The sequence below is a fragment of the Bdellovibrio sp. BCCA genome, from assembly GCF_037996825.1.
Classification (GTDB): domain Bacteria; phylum Bdellovibrionota; class Bdellovibrionia; order Bdellovibrionales; family Bdellovibrionaceae; genus Bdellovibrio.
Map to the genome: position 1 here is coordinate 2369232 of NZ_JBBNAC010000001.1, position 15611 is coordinate 2384842.

Consider the following 15611-nt stretch of genomic DNA (forward strand, 5'->3'; position numbering starts at 1 on the left):
CTTGAATGACTCATTGAGTTTAAGGGAGGTTTCATCTTGGGTTTTTAGTATTTCCACAAATTTCCTCGAATTTAAATAAAAACTTGTTGATTAAAACAAGAGATTCAACAATATTCTGATTTTTTTATTTTGTCCATCTTGTGAATGTCACTTAGAAGAATTTCGCCGTCATTCTTCTTATTATTACCCAAATGCAATCTTCAGGCGAACTAGACTTTTCGATTTTCCACCAGCGTTGCAGATTCGATGACCAGAATCGCATCGACGCGCTTGTCCCGCTTTAAAGGACTCATGAGTTTTATCTGCTGCATAAAAACTCTTTTCTCTTCACTGCGAATTTCTTTTAAAAGGTGGGGTTCAACTTGCGGGACATAACTCTCTGTAATGTCACCTGAGATGACTTTCGAGGCCGCATTAAAAATTTTCGAAGTCATCGCCGGATCTCTTTCGTAGAGATTCCACCACTCCAAAGAGTAGAGTTCTTCGAGTGTGTATGAACAGCATTCAAAGAATTTGAAGTTACAATAAAGCTGCTTATTGTCCTTTGAGTAAATCTCCACAAGATCTTCATCCGACATAAAATTAAAAACATCGGCGCGCGGGACATATCCTAGTTTGCGAAAAGCTCTCCACACGAACGTAAAGTTGTCTTTTAACTTATACCCCTCGGCGGTTTGTTCTTCACAAAGCTCTTTAAAAAAGACCAAGGTTTTCACGATCTCTTGTTTCTTTTCTAAAGAGAGGGACTGGAAATAAGGAAGATCTTCCACATAGGGTCTGCGATGCACGCCTTCGGCGGCTAACATCATACAAACTTTTTGCGCTACGACCTTGAACTCTTCAAGGAGCCGCAGAGATATATTTTCTTGAAAATTGACTTTAGCCATAGAAAGAAAAAAGACAAAAAAAAAGCCCCGCTCGAAGCGGGGCTTCGTGAACGCTTACACGTTCTTATTTAAAAAATCCAAGATCGCATCTTTAGGATGGTTTCCTACAAGCTGACCGATTTCGCTGCCGCCTTTGAAAAGCAACATCGCAGGAATACCGCGGATGCCGTATTTACCTGGAGTTCCAGGATTCTCGTCCACGTTCACCTTCACGATTTTTACTTTTTGACCAAGCTCTTGAGCTACTTCTTCCAACTTTGGAGCCAAAGCACGGCAAGGTCCGCACCATTCTGCCCAAAAATCTACGAGGACTGGTGTCGAAGAATTCAAAACTTCTGTTTCAAAAGAACTATCTGTGACTGGTGTTGTAAATGTGCCCATGAATGGCCTCCGTCTAAATCAAGTACCGATTTCTTATATTAATTTGAACATCAAAAGGTCTACCGTCAAGATGCACAAGGATCAATTATTTTTTAAACATAGCCTTCGTGAATTGGCGTCGTAACTCGTCGAGTTCGTTGAGGTTTTGCGGGTCCCAATCCGCTTCCAGCTCACGTTGGCGACGACGCGCCTCAACTCGAGTCAGCGTGCTTTTCGGAGAGACCTTCACATCTGCAACAATTTCGCTGTATTTTGCAATACGCTCTTTAAGGTCCTTTTCTGATTTTTGCAGGTCTTTTTGGGCCTTAACTTGAAGTTCCTGCTCCTCCACATCGGCTTCGATTCTCTCCACTTCCGGAGCGCCTCCGCCTAAAAGTTCGCGCTCTAAGGACTTTAAATCAACATCCGGAAATGCGGTCTCTTCATCCGGAGTGGCAGCACGCTCTTCGGAAGCCGCTGACATTCGATCGCCAAATCGAAAAGAGACTTTTCTCTCTTGTTCTTCTGTATTTAGCATGAACTCTTGAGGGTTTTCATGAACTCTCTCAACATCCAACGAAGCCTGCTCAGACCCTTCTGAAGACTCCCCTTCAACCGTTCCTTTAACATAAATGGCTTCTTCTTCTGTCGAATACTTTCCGCCAGCAACCGAGGATCCGGTCTTTTGAGGACTCTCGACATGCATTGATTTGTTTAAGCGCTCCAACAATACGGCTTCATCGTGTCCTAAGATTTTTCCGATCACTTGAACTAAACGTAAAGGCGGAACCGGGGCTTCCAAAATCATATCAACGCGAATGCGAATAAGATCCTGAGGATTGGGTTTGAAGTTTGCCGGGAAAATAAGCACTGACTTTCCCTGCCAGCGGGTCATTTCTTTCAAACGTTTTCCAACGCCCAGGGAGTTTACTTTTCCTCCGCGGCCGGCACCTACAACAAGATCCGGATTGAATGCCAACATCTGCTCCGCGATTGCGTATTCGCTGGAAAGACCGATGACATCAAAGCCCACTTTTTTCAGTGTGGCTTCCACCTCCATCAGGTCGGCATAATCTTCGTAAACCAAAAGAATCTTGTTCATGTCATCATTGTCAGATAAGGATGCTTTACCGTCAATAAGCTTGGTTCTGGACAATGGGCGCGATGACACGAATGAGCCCTCAGACTAGAATAGACAGCATTCACAAGGAGACTCCTTTTTGAGTATCTTTTACGGAAAAAAAGCCGCGCAGTACATTTTCTTTGAGATGCTTCCGAGCTTCATTTTGGGACTCTTGGTCTTTATTTCAATCATCCTCATGTTTCAGGTCTTGCGCCTGACAGAGTTCGCCCTGGTTCACGGTGTGACTCTTAAAACTATCGCCGAAATCATCGGCTATGTCGTGATATCACTTCTTCCTGTTCTTTTTCCTATGGCTTTGCTTTTTTCGGTACTTTTGACTTACGGTCGCCTTAGCCAAGATTCTGAGATCGTGGCGATGAAGGCCTCAGGTCTGCCTATGGGAACCTTACTGATGCCCGCTTTGATTTTAGCCACGTTTGTCGGAATTATTTCAGCGCAAATGTCGTTCAATATCGCGCCTTGGGGAAACCGACAGTTTGAGGTTCTTTATTCTCGTCTGGCGAACACAAAAGCGGGTGCCGTGATCAAAGAAGGAACTTTCTCTGAAGGTTTTTTTGACATGGTCGTTTACGCCAATGAGGTGAACTCTGACAAAGGACTTCTAAAGAAGGTCTTTATTTACGATGAAAAATCAGGCGACGTGCCCTTAACGATTATCGCCAAAGATGGCGATATCATCCCCGATCCAGAACGTCCCGGCCATGAAGTTTTGTTACGCCTTAAAAATGGTGAAATTCACCGCCAGGCGAAAACACATACGAAGATCAGCTTTGATACTTATGACGTGCATTTTTCTGAACCTGTTAATACCGATGAGAAAGCAAAGTCTCCACAGTCTTTAACTTTGGAAGAAGTTCGCCATCGCCTTAAAGAAGATCTGAAAGACAAAGATCTTGAGCGCACTCTGCGCACCGAATACCACAAGCGCTGGGCAATCACTGCACTCTGCATTGTCTTTGCGATGATTGGTGTGGGCTTAGGAACAACGACCAACCGTCGCGCGGCTAAGGCTGGTGGTATGATTCTTTGTATCGGTCTGATTATTTTTTATTGGATCCTGTACGTGGCTGCCGAAGGTGCTGCACGCAGTGGTTCGCTACCAGTAGCGATTGCAATCTGGACACCTAATTTGATTTTTGCAATTTTGGGTGCTGAGGCTTTAAGAAGAAATTGGAACTAGGCTGTAGAGGCGGCGGTCTAAAAATTAGAGCGATGCAGTAGCATCCATACTACCACGGTCATCCTTGACCACATCGCCCCTCCCTTAACTCAAATGGTAGGGGCAATCCCGGTGGCTTGCAAAAGAATTTTTTAGATCATTTCATTTTTTTCTTAAGAATTTTAGTCACTTAACAAAGCCACTACAGGTAGTGGAAAGACTCCTGAGCGCTCGCTATCCCTGCTGGGGACATTTTATCATCACCTAATTCCGAATTAAAAAACATGGATAAATCTTGAGCATCTCTCACGAGCTGAGCCCCCTCCACCAGCAAATCCAAACTTCCTGCAAAGTGCGGATCCAAAGGATGACCGGGGACAATCCATACCGCACGGCCCAACTGAATTGCCTGTTGAGCTGTGATCAAAGTGCCACTGCGCTTGCGCGCTTCCACGAGCAGCGTTGCCTTTCCGAGCGCTGCAATCAGACGATTGCGGTGATGAAAAAGATGTTTGTGCATTCTTTGTTCGTGCGCATATTCGCTTAAGAAACATCCACCTTGATCAACAACAGACGAAATCCATTCTTTCAAGCTTTCAGGATACATGGCACCCAAACCTGACGGCAGAACCACGACGGTGGTGGCGTCTTTGCGCAAAGCTGTCGAGTGAGATTTCTGATCCACTCCCCTGGCGCCACCACTCACTACGCACGGTTTTTCTTTTTCGCAAAAAGGAGCGAATTCTTTTTCCATCCACTGCACAGATTCAAAACTAGGTTCGCGACTTCCCACGACCGACAACGTTCGTTCATTCAACCACGCCGGTGATCCTAAAAAACTTAACGTCAGCGGAGGTTCCGCCATCCAATAGCATTGTGATGGAAAAAGTTCTTCGCCATAGCAGACAAGCCGCACGCCTTGCATTTTTAATTTTAAACTGTCTTCACAGTGCTTTTTGAAAAGCGCGTGGTTTTTTTGAATAGCGGCAAACAGTTCTGGCAGATGATCTTTCAGTCCCGACATCAAACTGTCAGCGTGAAGATTTCCGGCATTCCCGAGAGTTCGATAGAGATGATGGATCTCGTCTCTGTGCACGGTGTATAGAGGATGCGTTTTGATTAATTGTGAGAGCGAATAAAGGTCATTCATAGCAAAAGGGCCCTGCAATTCGCAGAGCCCTTTCGTTTCTTTTTAAAGTTCTAGATCAGAATCGTCGGTTCCGGAATCCGGCGCCGGAGCCGTCTCGTTAGAAGGAGTTGATTCTTCAAACTCTTTCTCGAAATCATCATTGGATTCTTTTTTCGACGGAGCTTCCATCACAGGCTGCTCATTAAAAGCATGGGTGACGGCTTTTCCAACGTAATCGCCCAAAACAATGTCATCGGTAGCACGAGACACATAAGCTGTCGCAAAGTTAGGTGACACGCGAACGATTTTCACTACACCGATCACGCGGTCGTTGATCACTGCTTCCGATTTTTTATTGCGGATTCTTTCATCGGCATAAATCGGAAGACTTTGGCCCACTTGCAAACCTTGATTCGAGCCCCCGTCCAAGAACACCACAGAGTTGGATCCGAAAAGAGTGCGCTTTTTATCAAACTGCCCACCCATGATTTTAGCACCTACACCTGACGTCAATGCTGTGACCGAAGGGTCAATCATCGGAAGTTTTCCGGGAACAAGGAATGATCCGACCTCTAAAGGTTGAATCGCTTTTTTCACAATCGCGCGATAAACATTTTTTTGATCGTTCACACGCTCAAGAATTTCGATCTCACCTTGAATTTCGACCATGTAGCCCTGGCGCTCTTTCACTTGTGGATCTTTAACTTGCGTTACGTTTTTCTGCGCAACAAATTCTTTGCCGCCGCCCTCGTCAATACGCACAAACACGTATTGATAATCACCCGCTGTTTTCATCGACATCTCTGTGCCGGTGATGACACCCACACCTTGCACCGGTGTGTCATTGATATAGTACTCAAGATACTCAGGGCCCGTCGGGAATTGATTTTTAGGAAGCTCCACTTGAACCTCGACAGGTGGCTCATTCACGGCCCCCATGCGGTACAACGGCAAACTATCGGGAAGATGCTTCAGCAGAGGAGCGCGTTTTTTTGGAGGGGGCAGAACCGTTTTTGTTGTTTGTTTGCGGACTTCCTCCGTGCCGTCTTCCTTCACAACTTTTTCTTCTTTGGTTGTCGTGACTTCCAAAGTCGGAGCTTCATCCACACTTCCGGCGAAGAATTGCACATTCATGCCCGGTTCAATTTCATGGGGATTTTCGATCTGTCCTTTATTTAAAGACCACACCTTCGGCCAAAAAAACTGATCGCCAAAAAGCGTTGTCGAAATTCCGGAAAGAGTATCGCCCTTTTGTACTTGGTAAATTTCTGCCTGACGATTGCCAGCGGCTTTTTCCCAAGATTCTTCAGAAGTGGGTTGTTCATTGTACGTTTTGTAGATGCGATGAAACTCGGCTTCACGAGAGTAATCAGGCTCGCTGCTGCCAAAGGCTGTTTCTGTACTTGGCGCTGTCTCATGCGGAGCGACTGAAGGCTCTGCAGGAATATCCATCGGAACTGTAGGCTCGGCGTATTCAGAAGGTGGCGCTGGCGTAGTTTCATGACCGCCCGGCCCGACTTCTTTAAATTCAGGAACCGTCGGTTCTACGATTTCAGTTTTTTGTGGTTCCAGAACATCCAAAGGATCAGATTCCCAATTGGCGTCAGGAGGTGTGTCTTGCGCTTGAGCGACAAGCGCACAAAAAATCAGAGTTAACATCACGGAGAACTTTTTGTTCATCACTCTTGCATCCTTGCGAGTCGTGTGAGTTATTTAAACATTTTCAATTCAGCATCAGCACGGAAAGACTCAGGACTTCCTGGGAATTTCACGCGCACTTCTTGAAGATTGCGTTTCGCAAATTCTGGCAAATTCATTTTTTTGTATGTCATTGCTTTTGCGAATTTCGCTGCACCTAGTTTGTTACTGCGTGGATATTCTTTTTCAAGACGCGCAAAGTATTTAATCGCCTCTGCGTAGTTGTTGTGATCCACCGCCATGCGCCCTGCTAAGAACAAAGCATTGTCAGCGTAAGAGCTTTGCGGAAATCTTGAGAGCAGGCTTTGCAGACGACTCTTAAATGCAATTTCATCGTCGCTTTGATAAGCGCTTACCATTTCAGCATATAAGGTGATGTCATTTTCTTTCGAAATATCTTTTCCTGTGAGTTCCACGAGAAGAGATTGCTGACTTAAGTCTTTCGAAGATTGTTTATGTGCTTGTGCGGCAGGCTTTGCCAACACGCTCATAGGAACACTTAAAAGGACCGTTGCTGCTAATAGTCTAAGTTGCTTCATCTCTCGACACCTCTTGATCTTTCTCCAGTATGACACGCATTGAGAAGTGCAAACAAGCAGGAGTTATCCACATAAAATGTTGAGTTATTGTAATGCTAGACCTTGGACCTGTTGGTTTTCAAGGGTTTCAGCGATTTGCACAGAACTTACGCACATGATAACTATATGAAATGACTGAATATAAATACATTAATGCCGTGTAATTGAGCGAGCAAATGTCAGATCTTAAAATCCGACCTCAGGAGACGCGCGGACCCAAAGACAGATTATTTTAGAAATCGTGCGCGTTACGAAATTTGCTAAGTGCTGAGAACTATGATTATTCTGCTTGTTCTTGCTTTGACCTTAAGCACACCACTTCCCAGCTCTTTGCTTACAAACACATCAGCACTTGCCTCTACTTTCCAACAAAAATGTGTACAGATTCTGCCAAAGAATTTTGAACATCACACTTCGTTAGCATCTCTTGTTTGTGGCGAAAAAATCACAGACGCAGAGTTAAAAGAAAATCTAAGCAAAACTTCTTTGATTCATATCTTTGTGATCTCCGGTTCTCACCTCATTTTGCTTGATGAACTTCTAAGCATTTTCAAAATTCCAGTCATTGTAAGATTTCTTTTTTTGGGCTCGTACTCTTTGGTTTCAGGTTGGCAAGCGCCCGCTGTGCGAGCATTTCTTGGACTGGGTCTGCGCGAAGTTTTCCGGCGCAGGCACCTTCACTTGCCCGCTGATCTTGGCGTTCTTGCGACGGGCTTTACAACGCTGATTCTGTTTCCTGGATGGTGGAACTCGTTGTCTCTGCAAATGAGCTGGTGCGCAGCCTTAGCGCTTTCAACGTCTTCGGCGCTGCGAATAAAAAATGCCTTTGCCCGCGCTGTTTTCTCACAGGTCGCGATTTTCTTTTTTATGAGTGCACCTCTTTGGGGACTCGGAAGCCTGCATCCGTTGAGCATTCTTTATAATTTGTTTTTAGCTCCCGTGGTTTCTTATATTTTGTTGCCTCTGAGTTTCCTAGCGGCGGCCTTTTCCCCGTTTTTGATTTTGTTTGAAAAAGTTATGGGATTTTTTAATGACGCTTTGATTGTTCTCTCAGAGCCCATAGAGATTCACAAACGTTCGTTGCCTTCTGTAGGACTGCTTTGGACTTGGATTCTGGGGTGGCATTGTGTGATGCATTTTCTGCGTTTGCATCTGTGGCAAGGGAAAGATGCGCCATGAAGTATTTAGTTTTTCTCATTGTCACGTTGAGCGCAAGTTTGCTGACAGATCTTTCAGCGCAATCCTATGTCGTTGTCTGGAATGTGGGACAAGGTCAGTGGGTTACCGCTGTTTCTCCTTCAAACTGTATTCATTTTGATATGGGCGGAGAGTTCTTTCCTTGGGGAAAAATTCTTAATTCGTGCGCCACTAAGAAAAACTTTGTTTTTTTGAGTCACTGGGACTGGGATCATATCGGGGCTTTATCGAAAAATCCGGTTCGTTCTCAATTAAAAGATCTCTGTATTTTTCTTCCTCCCCTTGGCTCCTCGAGCACACGGAAGATGGAACTCTTAAAGAATTTTCGTTCTTGTGAAGCGGCTTCAGCTTCCGACATGGACATCTGGACGCCTTTAAAAAATAAAAATTCCAACGAGCAGAGCCGTGTCGTTTTATATAGAAATATTCTTTTACCTGGGGATTCGCCTTCGAGTCAGGAAAAAATCTGGCGACATCTTTCTTGGGTTCACCGAAGTCGCGTCCTAATCTTAGGTCATCACGGAAGCGCTACGAGCACTTCCGCGGAACTGCTGCAGTCACTTCCGTCGTTAAAACTTAGCATTAGCTCGGCACGATGGGCGCGCTACAAACATCCTCACAGCACCACAGAATATCGACTCATCAAACGCCATATTCCCCTCTTACGCACTGAAGATTGGGGAAATATTTGGTTGGAGCAATCATTGGGAAATTCCTTCTAAAACTGCTTATGCGCTCCAATAGAAGCGCGCATTTCGCGGACCTGACTACTTACTAAACATCTGAATGCGCAAAAAACAGCGCATTTCTAAGAATTCGCCCGGCATAGATCATGAATAAAGGGCTTCGAACCTAAATTGAACGTTACTTTATACAAACATAAGGAGTCCCTATGAAAAAAATGGTTATCGTTGGTCTATTGCTCGCTTCGACGATTGCTCAGGCAACTGAGATCTCTCAAGTTTACTCTGCTTCAGTAACAAGCACAGTGGACTCTATTTTAGCGATCCCTCTTTTGACATCTGCGGGAACAGCAGGCACTTCAGCTGCTATTTCTGGCAATACTCATAAGCTTGTTCTTGCAGCTAAAGAAGATGCTGCGACTTTCGTGGCTTCAGACGCTACGATTCGTGGTGCGGCTCTTCAAAAAGCTTTGGAAGCGATCCGCGCTGAAAACCCAGCGTTGCAAGCTTCTGACCTTGATCTCGCTCAAGGCATCTTAAGAATGTAATTTGGATTCCGGCGGAGCTTTCTCTCTCTCAGCTCCGCCGCTTCCTTCACTGTCTTGCTGAAAGGAGTTCTTTATGAAATTATTAGTTCTACTTTCGCTCAATCTTCTTTTGACAGTGCAGGCCTTTGCTTTTGGATACGATCTCTCAGATAAAAGTATCCCGACGGCGGCTCGTCCCGCGTTACAAAATCTTTTTGCTAAATCTTCAAACTTGCTTCCCGTGAAGCTTAAACAAGCTCTTAAAAAAAATCTTAAAGTTGAAATTTCTGATCTTAAAGCTAAAAACAAAGACGCAATGGCGCTTTACCGTCGCGGGCGTATTTACTTAGATAAAACAGTGCTGATCGAAGTGATGCGCGGTGAAGCCAAGGCGACACCTACGAATAGAACTCATAAAACTCTTTACAAAGAAATTCTCGCAGCTGTGCTTCACGAAACGGCTCACGCTTATGACCATGAAGATGTGCATTCTTCACAAGAATACGCCCAAATCAATTACTGTAAAAACAGCGACGACAATAGAAACAATTATCGCAGCGATCCAGAGTGCCGTCCTTACATCAATATGAATCGCAGTTTTTCTCAAAATCCGTATTTCTTGTTGATTGCGGGTTTTGAAAAAGATGACGAAAGCTGGATGAAACATCGCAGCCCTGACATTTACGAGCTTACAGATCACGAAGAATTCTTTGCCGTGAACATGGAATACTTCCTTCTTGATCCTGAGTATGCGTGCCGCCGCCCGACGTTGGCGCGCCTTTATAAGTCACAATTTCAACATGATCCGTTTCCGGGAGTGAAATGTGACGCTCCATTGACTTACGTAGTCCCGAATTACAAAGAAAATGAAAGTCCCGTTAAAAAAATTGATTTAAGCCGCGTTTACCAAGTTCATTACTTCCTGGCTGACGAAGGTGAAGACATGTCAAGCGGCTGGGGTCACTCCATGTTCCGGTTGGTGATTTGTTCTCCTGAAAGAAAAGTCGTCGGTCCTGAGTGTATGAAAGACGTGAATGAACACATCATTCTTTCTTACCGTGCGTTCGTAAATGGAATTCAGATCAACACTTTAAAAGGCTTAAACGGATCTTATCCGTCGCGCTTGTTTTTTGTGCCGCTTTCTCAGGTGATTGATGAATACAATAAAACTGAAATGCGCGACATCAAGAGCATTCCACTGAATTTGACTCGCACGGAGATCGCTCAATTTGTGACTCGCGCGATTGAAACGCACTGGAGTTATGACGGTAAGTACTACTTTGTTTCTAACAACTGCGCGACAGAGAGTTTAAATCTTTTAAAGTCTTCTGTGTGGAGACCGGGATTGATTTATGCTTCCATCAAAACTCCGATGGGTCTTGAAAAAGAGTTAGTTAACAGAAAAATGGCTGACAACTCGATGTTCGGAAATCGTTTAAAAGCCATTGAGGACGCTTATCTTTTTGACTCGTACAGAAGTCGCTATGACATGAGTTACGGCGTGATTCAAAAGACATTGCGTTTGCCATACAAAAACTTTACGGAATTTTTAAAGCTTTCCGCAAAAGATCGCAGCGTGGTTTACCAAGGCATCAGTCGCTTAACTGGAAAAGATCGTTTGAAGTCGGCAGCGGCTTTATTGATGCTAGAAACAGCCGCTCACCGCTTTGTTATCGCCAATATCCATACGACTTTGCAGAAGTGGGTTCTTGAAGACATGAAGGCTGCGAAAAAGAATAATAAAAAATCGGATGTCGTTGAAGTGACCGAGAACATTCTTAAAATCAGCAATATGTTTTCGCAACCGGCGGCCTTCCTTGCGGGTGCACCTGGTTACGGCCTGCCGTCAGGAAGCGATTGGGAGATTTTAGAAAATCGCACCCGCCAAAGCCAATCTCAAGGTGGCATGGTGTACAGCCAAGCGGAAGCTCAGATGTTGCAATTGATTTCTCCAGAGCAACAACGTGAGCTTGATCAAATTAAAAAGAACACTGAGTTTGGATTGTCCTTTATCAAAGCGATTTAATTTACTGAATCGCTTTTTCAATCATGCTTTTAAGTGCACTCATTTGCGAGCCTGACTTAGTCATATAGTTAGGCCCTGTAAATCCAAACCAATCCCAGCAGGCATAAGGATTGTCCTTAGGAATCTTTGCTGATTGCGGATAAAGCACAATAATACGATTTGTCTCTGCCCACTCATTATAACCCGCTAAAGTCGCAAACTTATCTTGAATAAAATCTGGATTCATCTGGCAACCATGAAGAGCCACGTGCAAACGGCATTGAACTCCTTGCTGACATTCGCTGGGTACGTACACCCAGCCCTCTTTATAAAGCGGCGTTTTTTCATCTCCGAAATCACTCTGAGAAAACTTTAATAAGTTTTTCGGATCAAAATTTCCGCGTTCATTGAGAGCTCCATAAGCGGATTTTAAAATTTCTCCCGCAAGGTCAAAGTTGCACTTTAAAAGCCACGGCAGAAACCCCATCTGACAAGGATTTCCTGAACTCAGAGTTGGAAAACCGTGAGCCGAAGCAATGCTTTTCTCCGTCGTGATTTGCGTTGGATTTGCAAAGGCTTTGTAGAACTCTTCCAGCTTCTCTGAATTTAACGGATGAATGACGCTGTCTTTGGGGCTTGCGTAGACGTAAATTTTTTGACGAGTTATATTCGTTAAAGGATCAATCTGTCCTTCGTCAGCCAATTTTCTGGCTTCAGCGATTTGCACGTTAGAATCAATTCCTTGAGGCTGCCCCATACAGCGGCTTTGCGCTTTTTGCGAATCCCCTTCTGAACACCAGTAAATTCCTCCAGCGATACTCGCGACGGCTGCGATATCTTTAGAATACGCAACGCCCATTTGAACTGCCATATAGCCGCCCGAAGAAACACCAGAGATTGAAATGGAATTGCGATCAATTTTCCAAGAGCCTAACGGTGCTGTCGTTGGGGACTGATTGGGTTGAGAGGCAAAAAGAGTCGTGACCAAAATTGCAAAAAGAGCCGACATATATCCTCCGGAGTTGTACCAAGTTTTTCTCTGGAGATTTTTCTTGTCAATGAAGGCTTATGATTTTGCAAAATAAAAGGCCCGCATTTTCATGCAGGCCTTTTGAAATTTCTAGAGTAGAAACTTAAGGAATTAACCTTTGTAAGGTCTGTATTCCATGTGAAGGTCTTTAGCTACTGGCTCATAACATACGTAACCACCGTAAGTGTTCAAACCTTTGAACAACGCTGGTGATTTCGCAATAGCGTCTTCAACGCCCATTGCAGCTAGCATAGAACCGTACTTCGCAGTGACGTTTGTCAAAGCGTAAGTCGAAGTTCTAGGCACAACACCTGGCATGTTAGGCACACAGTAATGGATCACACCGTCAACTTCGTAAGTTGGGTTTTGGTGAGAAGTCGGACGGCAAGTCTCGATGCAACCACCTTGGTCAACTGCAACGTCAACAACAACAGAACCTTTGCTCATAGAAGCAATCATCTCTTTAGAAACAAGAGTTGGAGCTTTATGGCCTGTGATCAAAACACCACCGATCACAAGATCAGAATCTTTCACCGAATCTTCGATGTTTTTAGAGTTTGAGAACAAAGTCATGCAACGACCTTGGAAGATATCATCAAGATATTCCAAGCGCGCTGTATTCACATCAAGGATCGTCACAGAAGCGCCAAGGCCGACAGCCATTTTCGCTGCGTTCGTACCAACAACACCACCACCGATGATAGTGACTTTAGCTGGTTTTACACCTGTTACACCACCCATCAAGATGCCTTTTCCACCATGATCTTTTTGGAGGTAGAAAGCACCGATTTGCGTCGCCATACGACCTGCGACTTCAGACATAGGAGTCAAAAGTGGCAAAGAACCATTATCCAATTGGATTGTTTCGTAAGCGATCGCTTTCACTTTACGTTCACAAAGAACTTTTGTGAGCTTCGCTTCTGCAGCCAAGTGAAGGTAAGTGTAAAGGATTTGGTTTTCCTTCATGAGTTCGTATTCGTCAGGAAGTGGCTCTTTCACTTTTTGGATCATGTCTGCTTTTGCATACACTTCTTTTTTAGTGTCGATGATTTTCGCACCAGCTTTTTCGTATTGTTCATTGCTGATACCAGAACCAACACCCGCGTCTTTTTCAACGATAACTGTGTGGCCTTCTTTCACGTACTGACGAACGCCAGCTTCAGTGATACCAACACGGTTCTCAGAAATTTTAATCTCCTTAGGAACACCGATAATCATGATTACTCCTGTCGGGGGTTCTTATTAAAACCCCTTCTGTTAAACCTCATTTTGACAACCCAGGAAATATGCCAGATCGGCAATAAAAAGCAACGGGCCCAAGGTGCCTGACGCAGTATGGGCCGAAAAAAGAAGCAGGCACCTTTTACAGGCTTGTTTAGCGAATAACGGCGGTCCTTCTGAAAAAGGGCCTCAAATGCAATTAAATCGACTTATATGCCGTATTTTTTGGCAGAGGTGTTGCTCCTTCCGTTCCCGAATATAATCGTGGAGAATTTCTATGAAGTTTCTAGGCACCATCTCGTTCGTTTTTCTGGCCTCTTTTGCGGCTCAGGCCCAGTCTGCGGCGACCCAGTGGCGTATTACTCAGCCGACCTGGACAGACCTGCATGAACGTCAATTTGGCGAGTTTGTTACACGTATTGGTGAGGCCGTTGAAAAACGTCAATGCTGGAAAGTGGATAACTGCCTCAAAAGCTCCGCGAACCCTTATTTCAATTCAGATCCTGCAGGTCTTAAATATTTCGCAGACTGCGCGGATCTTCCTTATTACTTGCGCGCGTATTTTTCATGGAAAAACGGTCTTCCGTTTTCGATCGTGAGCGAGGTTAAAGCGAACTTAGAGCCGGGACAAGATCCTAAAGAAGTGAAGGACCTTCGCTACAACAACCTCGGCAACTACGTAAATAAACGCTACGACGTTCTCACAAAGAATGGCCTTTTCAAAAATACATACCCGAATGCTCTTGAAGTTTTGAATGACATCGTTCCAGGTTACACATTCTCTGCGACGTACCGTATGTTGGGTGATGTTGATCAAGACCTTTTCACGGATTTCTATCCTGCTAAAATTGATCGCAACGGTGTTCGTCCTGGAACTGTGATCTACGATCCTAATGGGCACGTGGCGATTGTTTATAAAGTCGCTGATGATGGACGTGTTTTCTACATCGATGCTCACCCTGACAACTCTTTGACGATGGGGATGTTCACACCGAAGTTTGTTCGCAGCCGTCCTGCTCAAGGTGCCGGATTTAAAAACTTCCGTCCTTTGGCAGTCGTAGACGCAAAATTGGATTCATCCGGAAATTATATTGGTGGAAAAATTATTGCTGCTGCTAACACACAACTCGCTTCATTTGGTTTGGAGCAATACTACGGAACACAACCCGATCCTCAAGGTTGGAGCAAAGGCAAGTTCGTCATCAACGGACAGACTGTGAATTTCTACGACTACGTTCGTATGAGCTTGATGCAAGGTGAACAGCATATTGATCCATTAAAAGACATGGCACAATTGACAGATGATATTTGCGTAAGCTTAAAAGACCGCGTTGACGCTGTCGAGGCCGCTCGCACTTCAGGGGTTTACTTGAAACCTCATCCAGAAAAATTACCGGCGAACATTTATGGCGCTGAAGGCGAATGGGAGGCTTATGCCACTCCTTCTCGTGATGCGCGTTTGAAAGTGGCTTTCATTGATTTATTGAATCAAACAAAATCAAACATTGAACGCTACAAAAAAAGAGATCCGGCCATCCGTTATAGCGGCGGAAACTTAGCGGCTGACTTGTTTGCAATTTATGCGCAAAAAGCTCAGGCTTGTCAGTTCTCTTACACGACGACAAATGGTCTGACCGTAAGAATGAACTTGGAAGCTGCCCGCCAAAGATTGTTTGCGATGAGTTTTGACCCTTATCACTGTATTGAAAATCGCTGGGGCGCAAGACTTGATCAAGAAATGGCTTCTTGCACAGACGACGAAAACAAACGCGCGTGGTATGAAAAAGAAAAATGGTTGCGCAATCAACCTGAGCGTAAATACGACGCTCGTATGGATTACACGCTGGATGAGATCACGGGCCCGATGCCCGGCGGGGTGGGAATCGAAACCGCTCCCGATGTGGACATCGTTGGCTACTTGAAATCACAAAGATAAAAATCACCAAAGGCTGCATGGAAAACCCTGCAGCCTTTTTCTTTTCCCTCCAGTAAG

General features: G+C 44.7%; 14 protein-coding genes. 6 read left to right on the forward strand and 8 right to left on the reverse strand.

Translation table 11 applies throughout. The features are described from left to right. Window positions 1-209: 209 nt before the first annotated feature. From AAAA78_RS11555 to AAAA78_RS11565, 3 genes are all read right to left on the reverse strand, one after another. Window positions 210-887, reverse strand: coding sequence for a hypothetical protein (locus AAAA78_RS11555; RefSeq protein ID WP_340592204.1), 678 nt, complete (start codon window positions 885-887; stop codon window positions 210-212). A gap of 54 nt (window positions 888-941) precedes the next feature. Then, the gene (trxA, locus tag AAAA78_RS11560; RefSeq protein WP_295904853.1) at window positions 942-1268 is read right to left on the reverse strand and encodes a thioredoxin; all 327 of its coding nucleotides are present in this window, start codon (window positions 1266-1268) and stop codon (window positions 942-944) included. An 85-nt stretch (window positions 1269-1353) separates the two neighbouring features. Next, window positions 1354-2349: a hypothetical protein gene (locus AAAA78_RS11565; RefSeq protein ID WP_340592205.1), complete on the reverse strand. Its 996-nt coding sequence runs from the start codon at window positions 2347-2349 to the stop codon at window positions 1354-1356. Between the two features lie 118 nt (window positions 2350-2467). Between AAAA78_RS11565 and lptF the strand changes: the two genes are divergently transcribed. After that, window positions 2468-3571 (forward strand): LPS export ABC transporter permease LptF, encoded by a 1104-nt coding sequence (gene lptF, locus AAAA78_RS11570; protein WP_340592206.1) that lies wholly within the window; start codon window positions 2468-2470, stop codon window positions 3569-3571. A gap of 181 nt (window positions 3572-3752) precedes the next feature. Here the strand turns inward: lptF and AAAA78_RS11575 are convergent, their stop codons facing one another. From AAAA78_RS11575 to AAAA78_RS11585, 3 genes are read right to left on the reverse strand one after another with little or no spacing between them, the layout of a single operon-like run. Further along, the gene (locus AAAA78_RS11575) at window positions 3753-4700 is read right to left on the reverse strand and encodes a DNA-processing protein DprA (protein WP_340592207.1); all 948 of its coding nucleotides are present in this window, start codon (window positions 4698-4700) and stop codon (window positions 3753-3755) included. A 42-nt stretch (window positions 4701-4742) separates the two neighbouring features. Further along, window positions 4743-6359, reverse strand: coding sequence for a LysM peptidoglycan-binding domain-containing protein (locus tag AAAA78_RS11580; RefSeq protein WP_340592208.1), 1617 nt, complete (start codon window positions 6357-6359; stop codon window positions 4743-4745). Between the two features lie 29 nt (window positions 6360-6388). Continuing rightward, window positions 6389-6916: a tetratricopeptide repeat protein gene (locus AAAA78_RS11585; protein WP_340592209.1), complete on the reverse strand. Its 528-nt coding sequence runs from the start codon at window positions 6914-6916 to the stop codon at window positions 6389-6391. A gap of 315 nt (window positions 6917-7231) precedes the next feature. Here AAAA78_RS11585 and AAAA78_RS11590 point away from each other — a divergent pair, with 315 nt between their 5' ends. From AAAA78_RS11590 to AAAA78_RS11605, 4 genes are all read left to right on the forward strand, one after another. Then, window positions 7232-8134: a ComEC/Rec2 family competence protein gene (locus AAAA78_RS11590; RefSeq protein WP_340592210.1), complete on the forward strand. Its 903-nt coding sequence runs from the start codon at window positions 7232-7234 to the stop codon at window positions 8132-8134. Beyond that, window positions 8131-8874: a ComEC/Rec2 family competence protein gene (locus tag AAAA78_RS11595; protein ID WP_340592211.1), complete on the forward strand. Its 744-nt coding sequence runs from the start codon at window positions 8131-8133 to the stop codon at window positions 8872-8874. The genes AAAA78_RS11590 and AAAA78_RS11595 overlap by 4 nt, the downstream gene beginning before the upstream one ends. Window positions 8875-9044: 170 nt before the next feature. Next, window positions 9045-9383 carry a DUF2388 domain-containing protein gene (locus AAAA78_RS11600; RefSeq protein ID WP_340592212.1) on the forward strand — a complete coding sequence of 113 codons (339 nt, stop codon included), beginning with the start codon at window positions 9045-9047 and terminating at the stop codon, window positions 9381-9383. A gap of 73 nt (window positions 9384-9456) precedes the next feature. Next, window positions 9457-11388, forward strand: a complete 1932-nt coding sequence (locus tag AAAA78_RS11605) for a DUF7844 domain-containing protein (protein WP_340592213.1) — start codon at window positions 9457-9459, stop codon at window positions 11386-11388. A 1-nt stretch (window position 11389) separates the two neighbouring features. Here the strand turns inward: AAAA78_RS11605 and AAAA78_RS11610 are convergent, their stop codons facing one another. Together AAAA78_RS11610 and ald are read right to left on the reverse strand one after the other, a co-directional pair. Continuing rightward, window positions 11390-12376 (reverse strand): extracellular catalytic domain type 2 short-chain-length polyhydroxyalkanoate depolymerase, encoded by a 987-nt coding sequence (locus AAAA78_RS11610; protein ID WP_340592214.1) that lies wholly within the window; start codon window positions 12374-12376, stop codon window positions 11390-11392. A 132-nt stretch (window positions 12377-12508) separates the two neighbouring features. Continuing rightward, complete coding sequence (gene ald, locus AAAA78_RS11615; protein ID WP_340592215.1) at window positions 12509-13615, reverse strand: alanine dehydrogenase; 1107 nt, start codon at window positions 13613-13615, stop codon at window positions 12509-12511. Between the two features lie 280 nt (window positions 13616-13895). On the opposite strand from ald, the gene AAAA78_RS11620 reads away from it, so the two are divergent. Then, complete coding sequence (locus AAAA78_RS11620; protein ID WP_340592216.1) at window positions 13896-15554, forward strand: hypothetical protein; 1659 nt, start codon at window positions 13896-13898, stop codon at window positions 15552-15554. The last annotated feature ends 57 nt before the right edge of the window (window positions 15555-15611 follow it).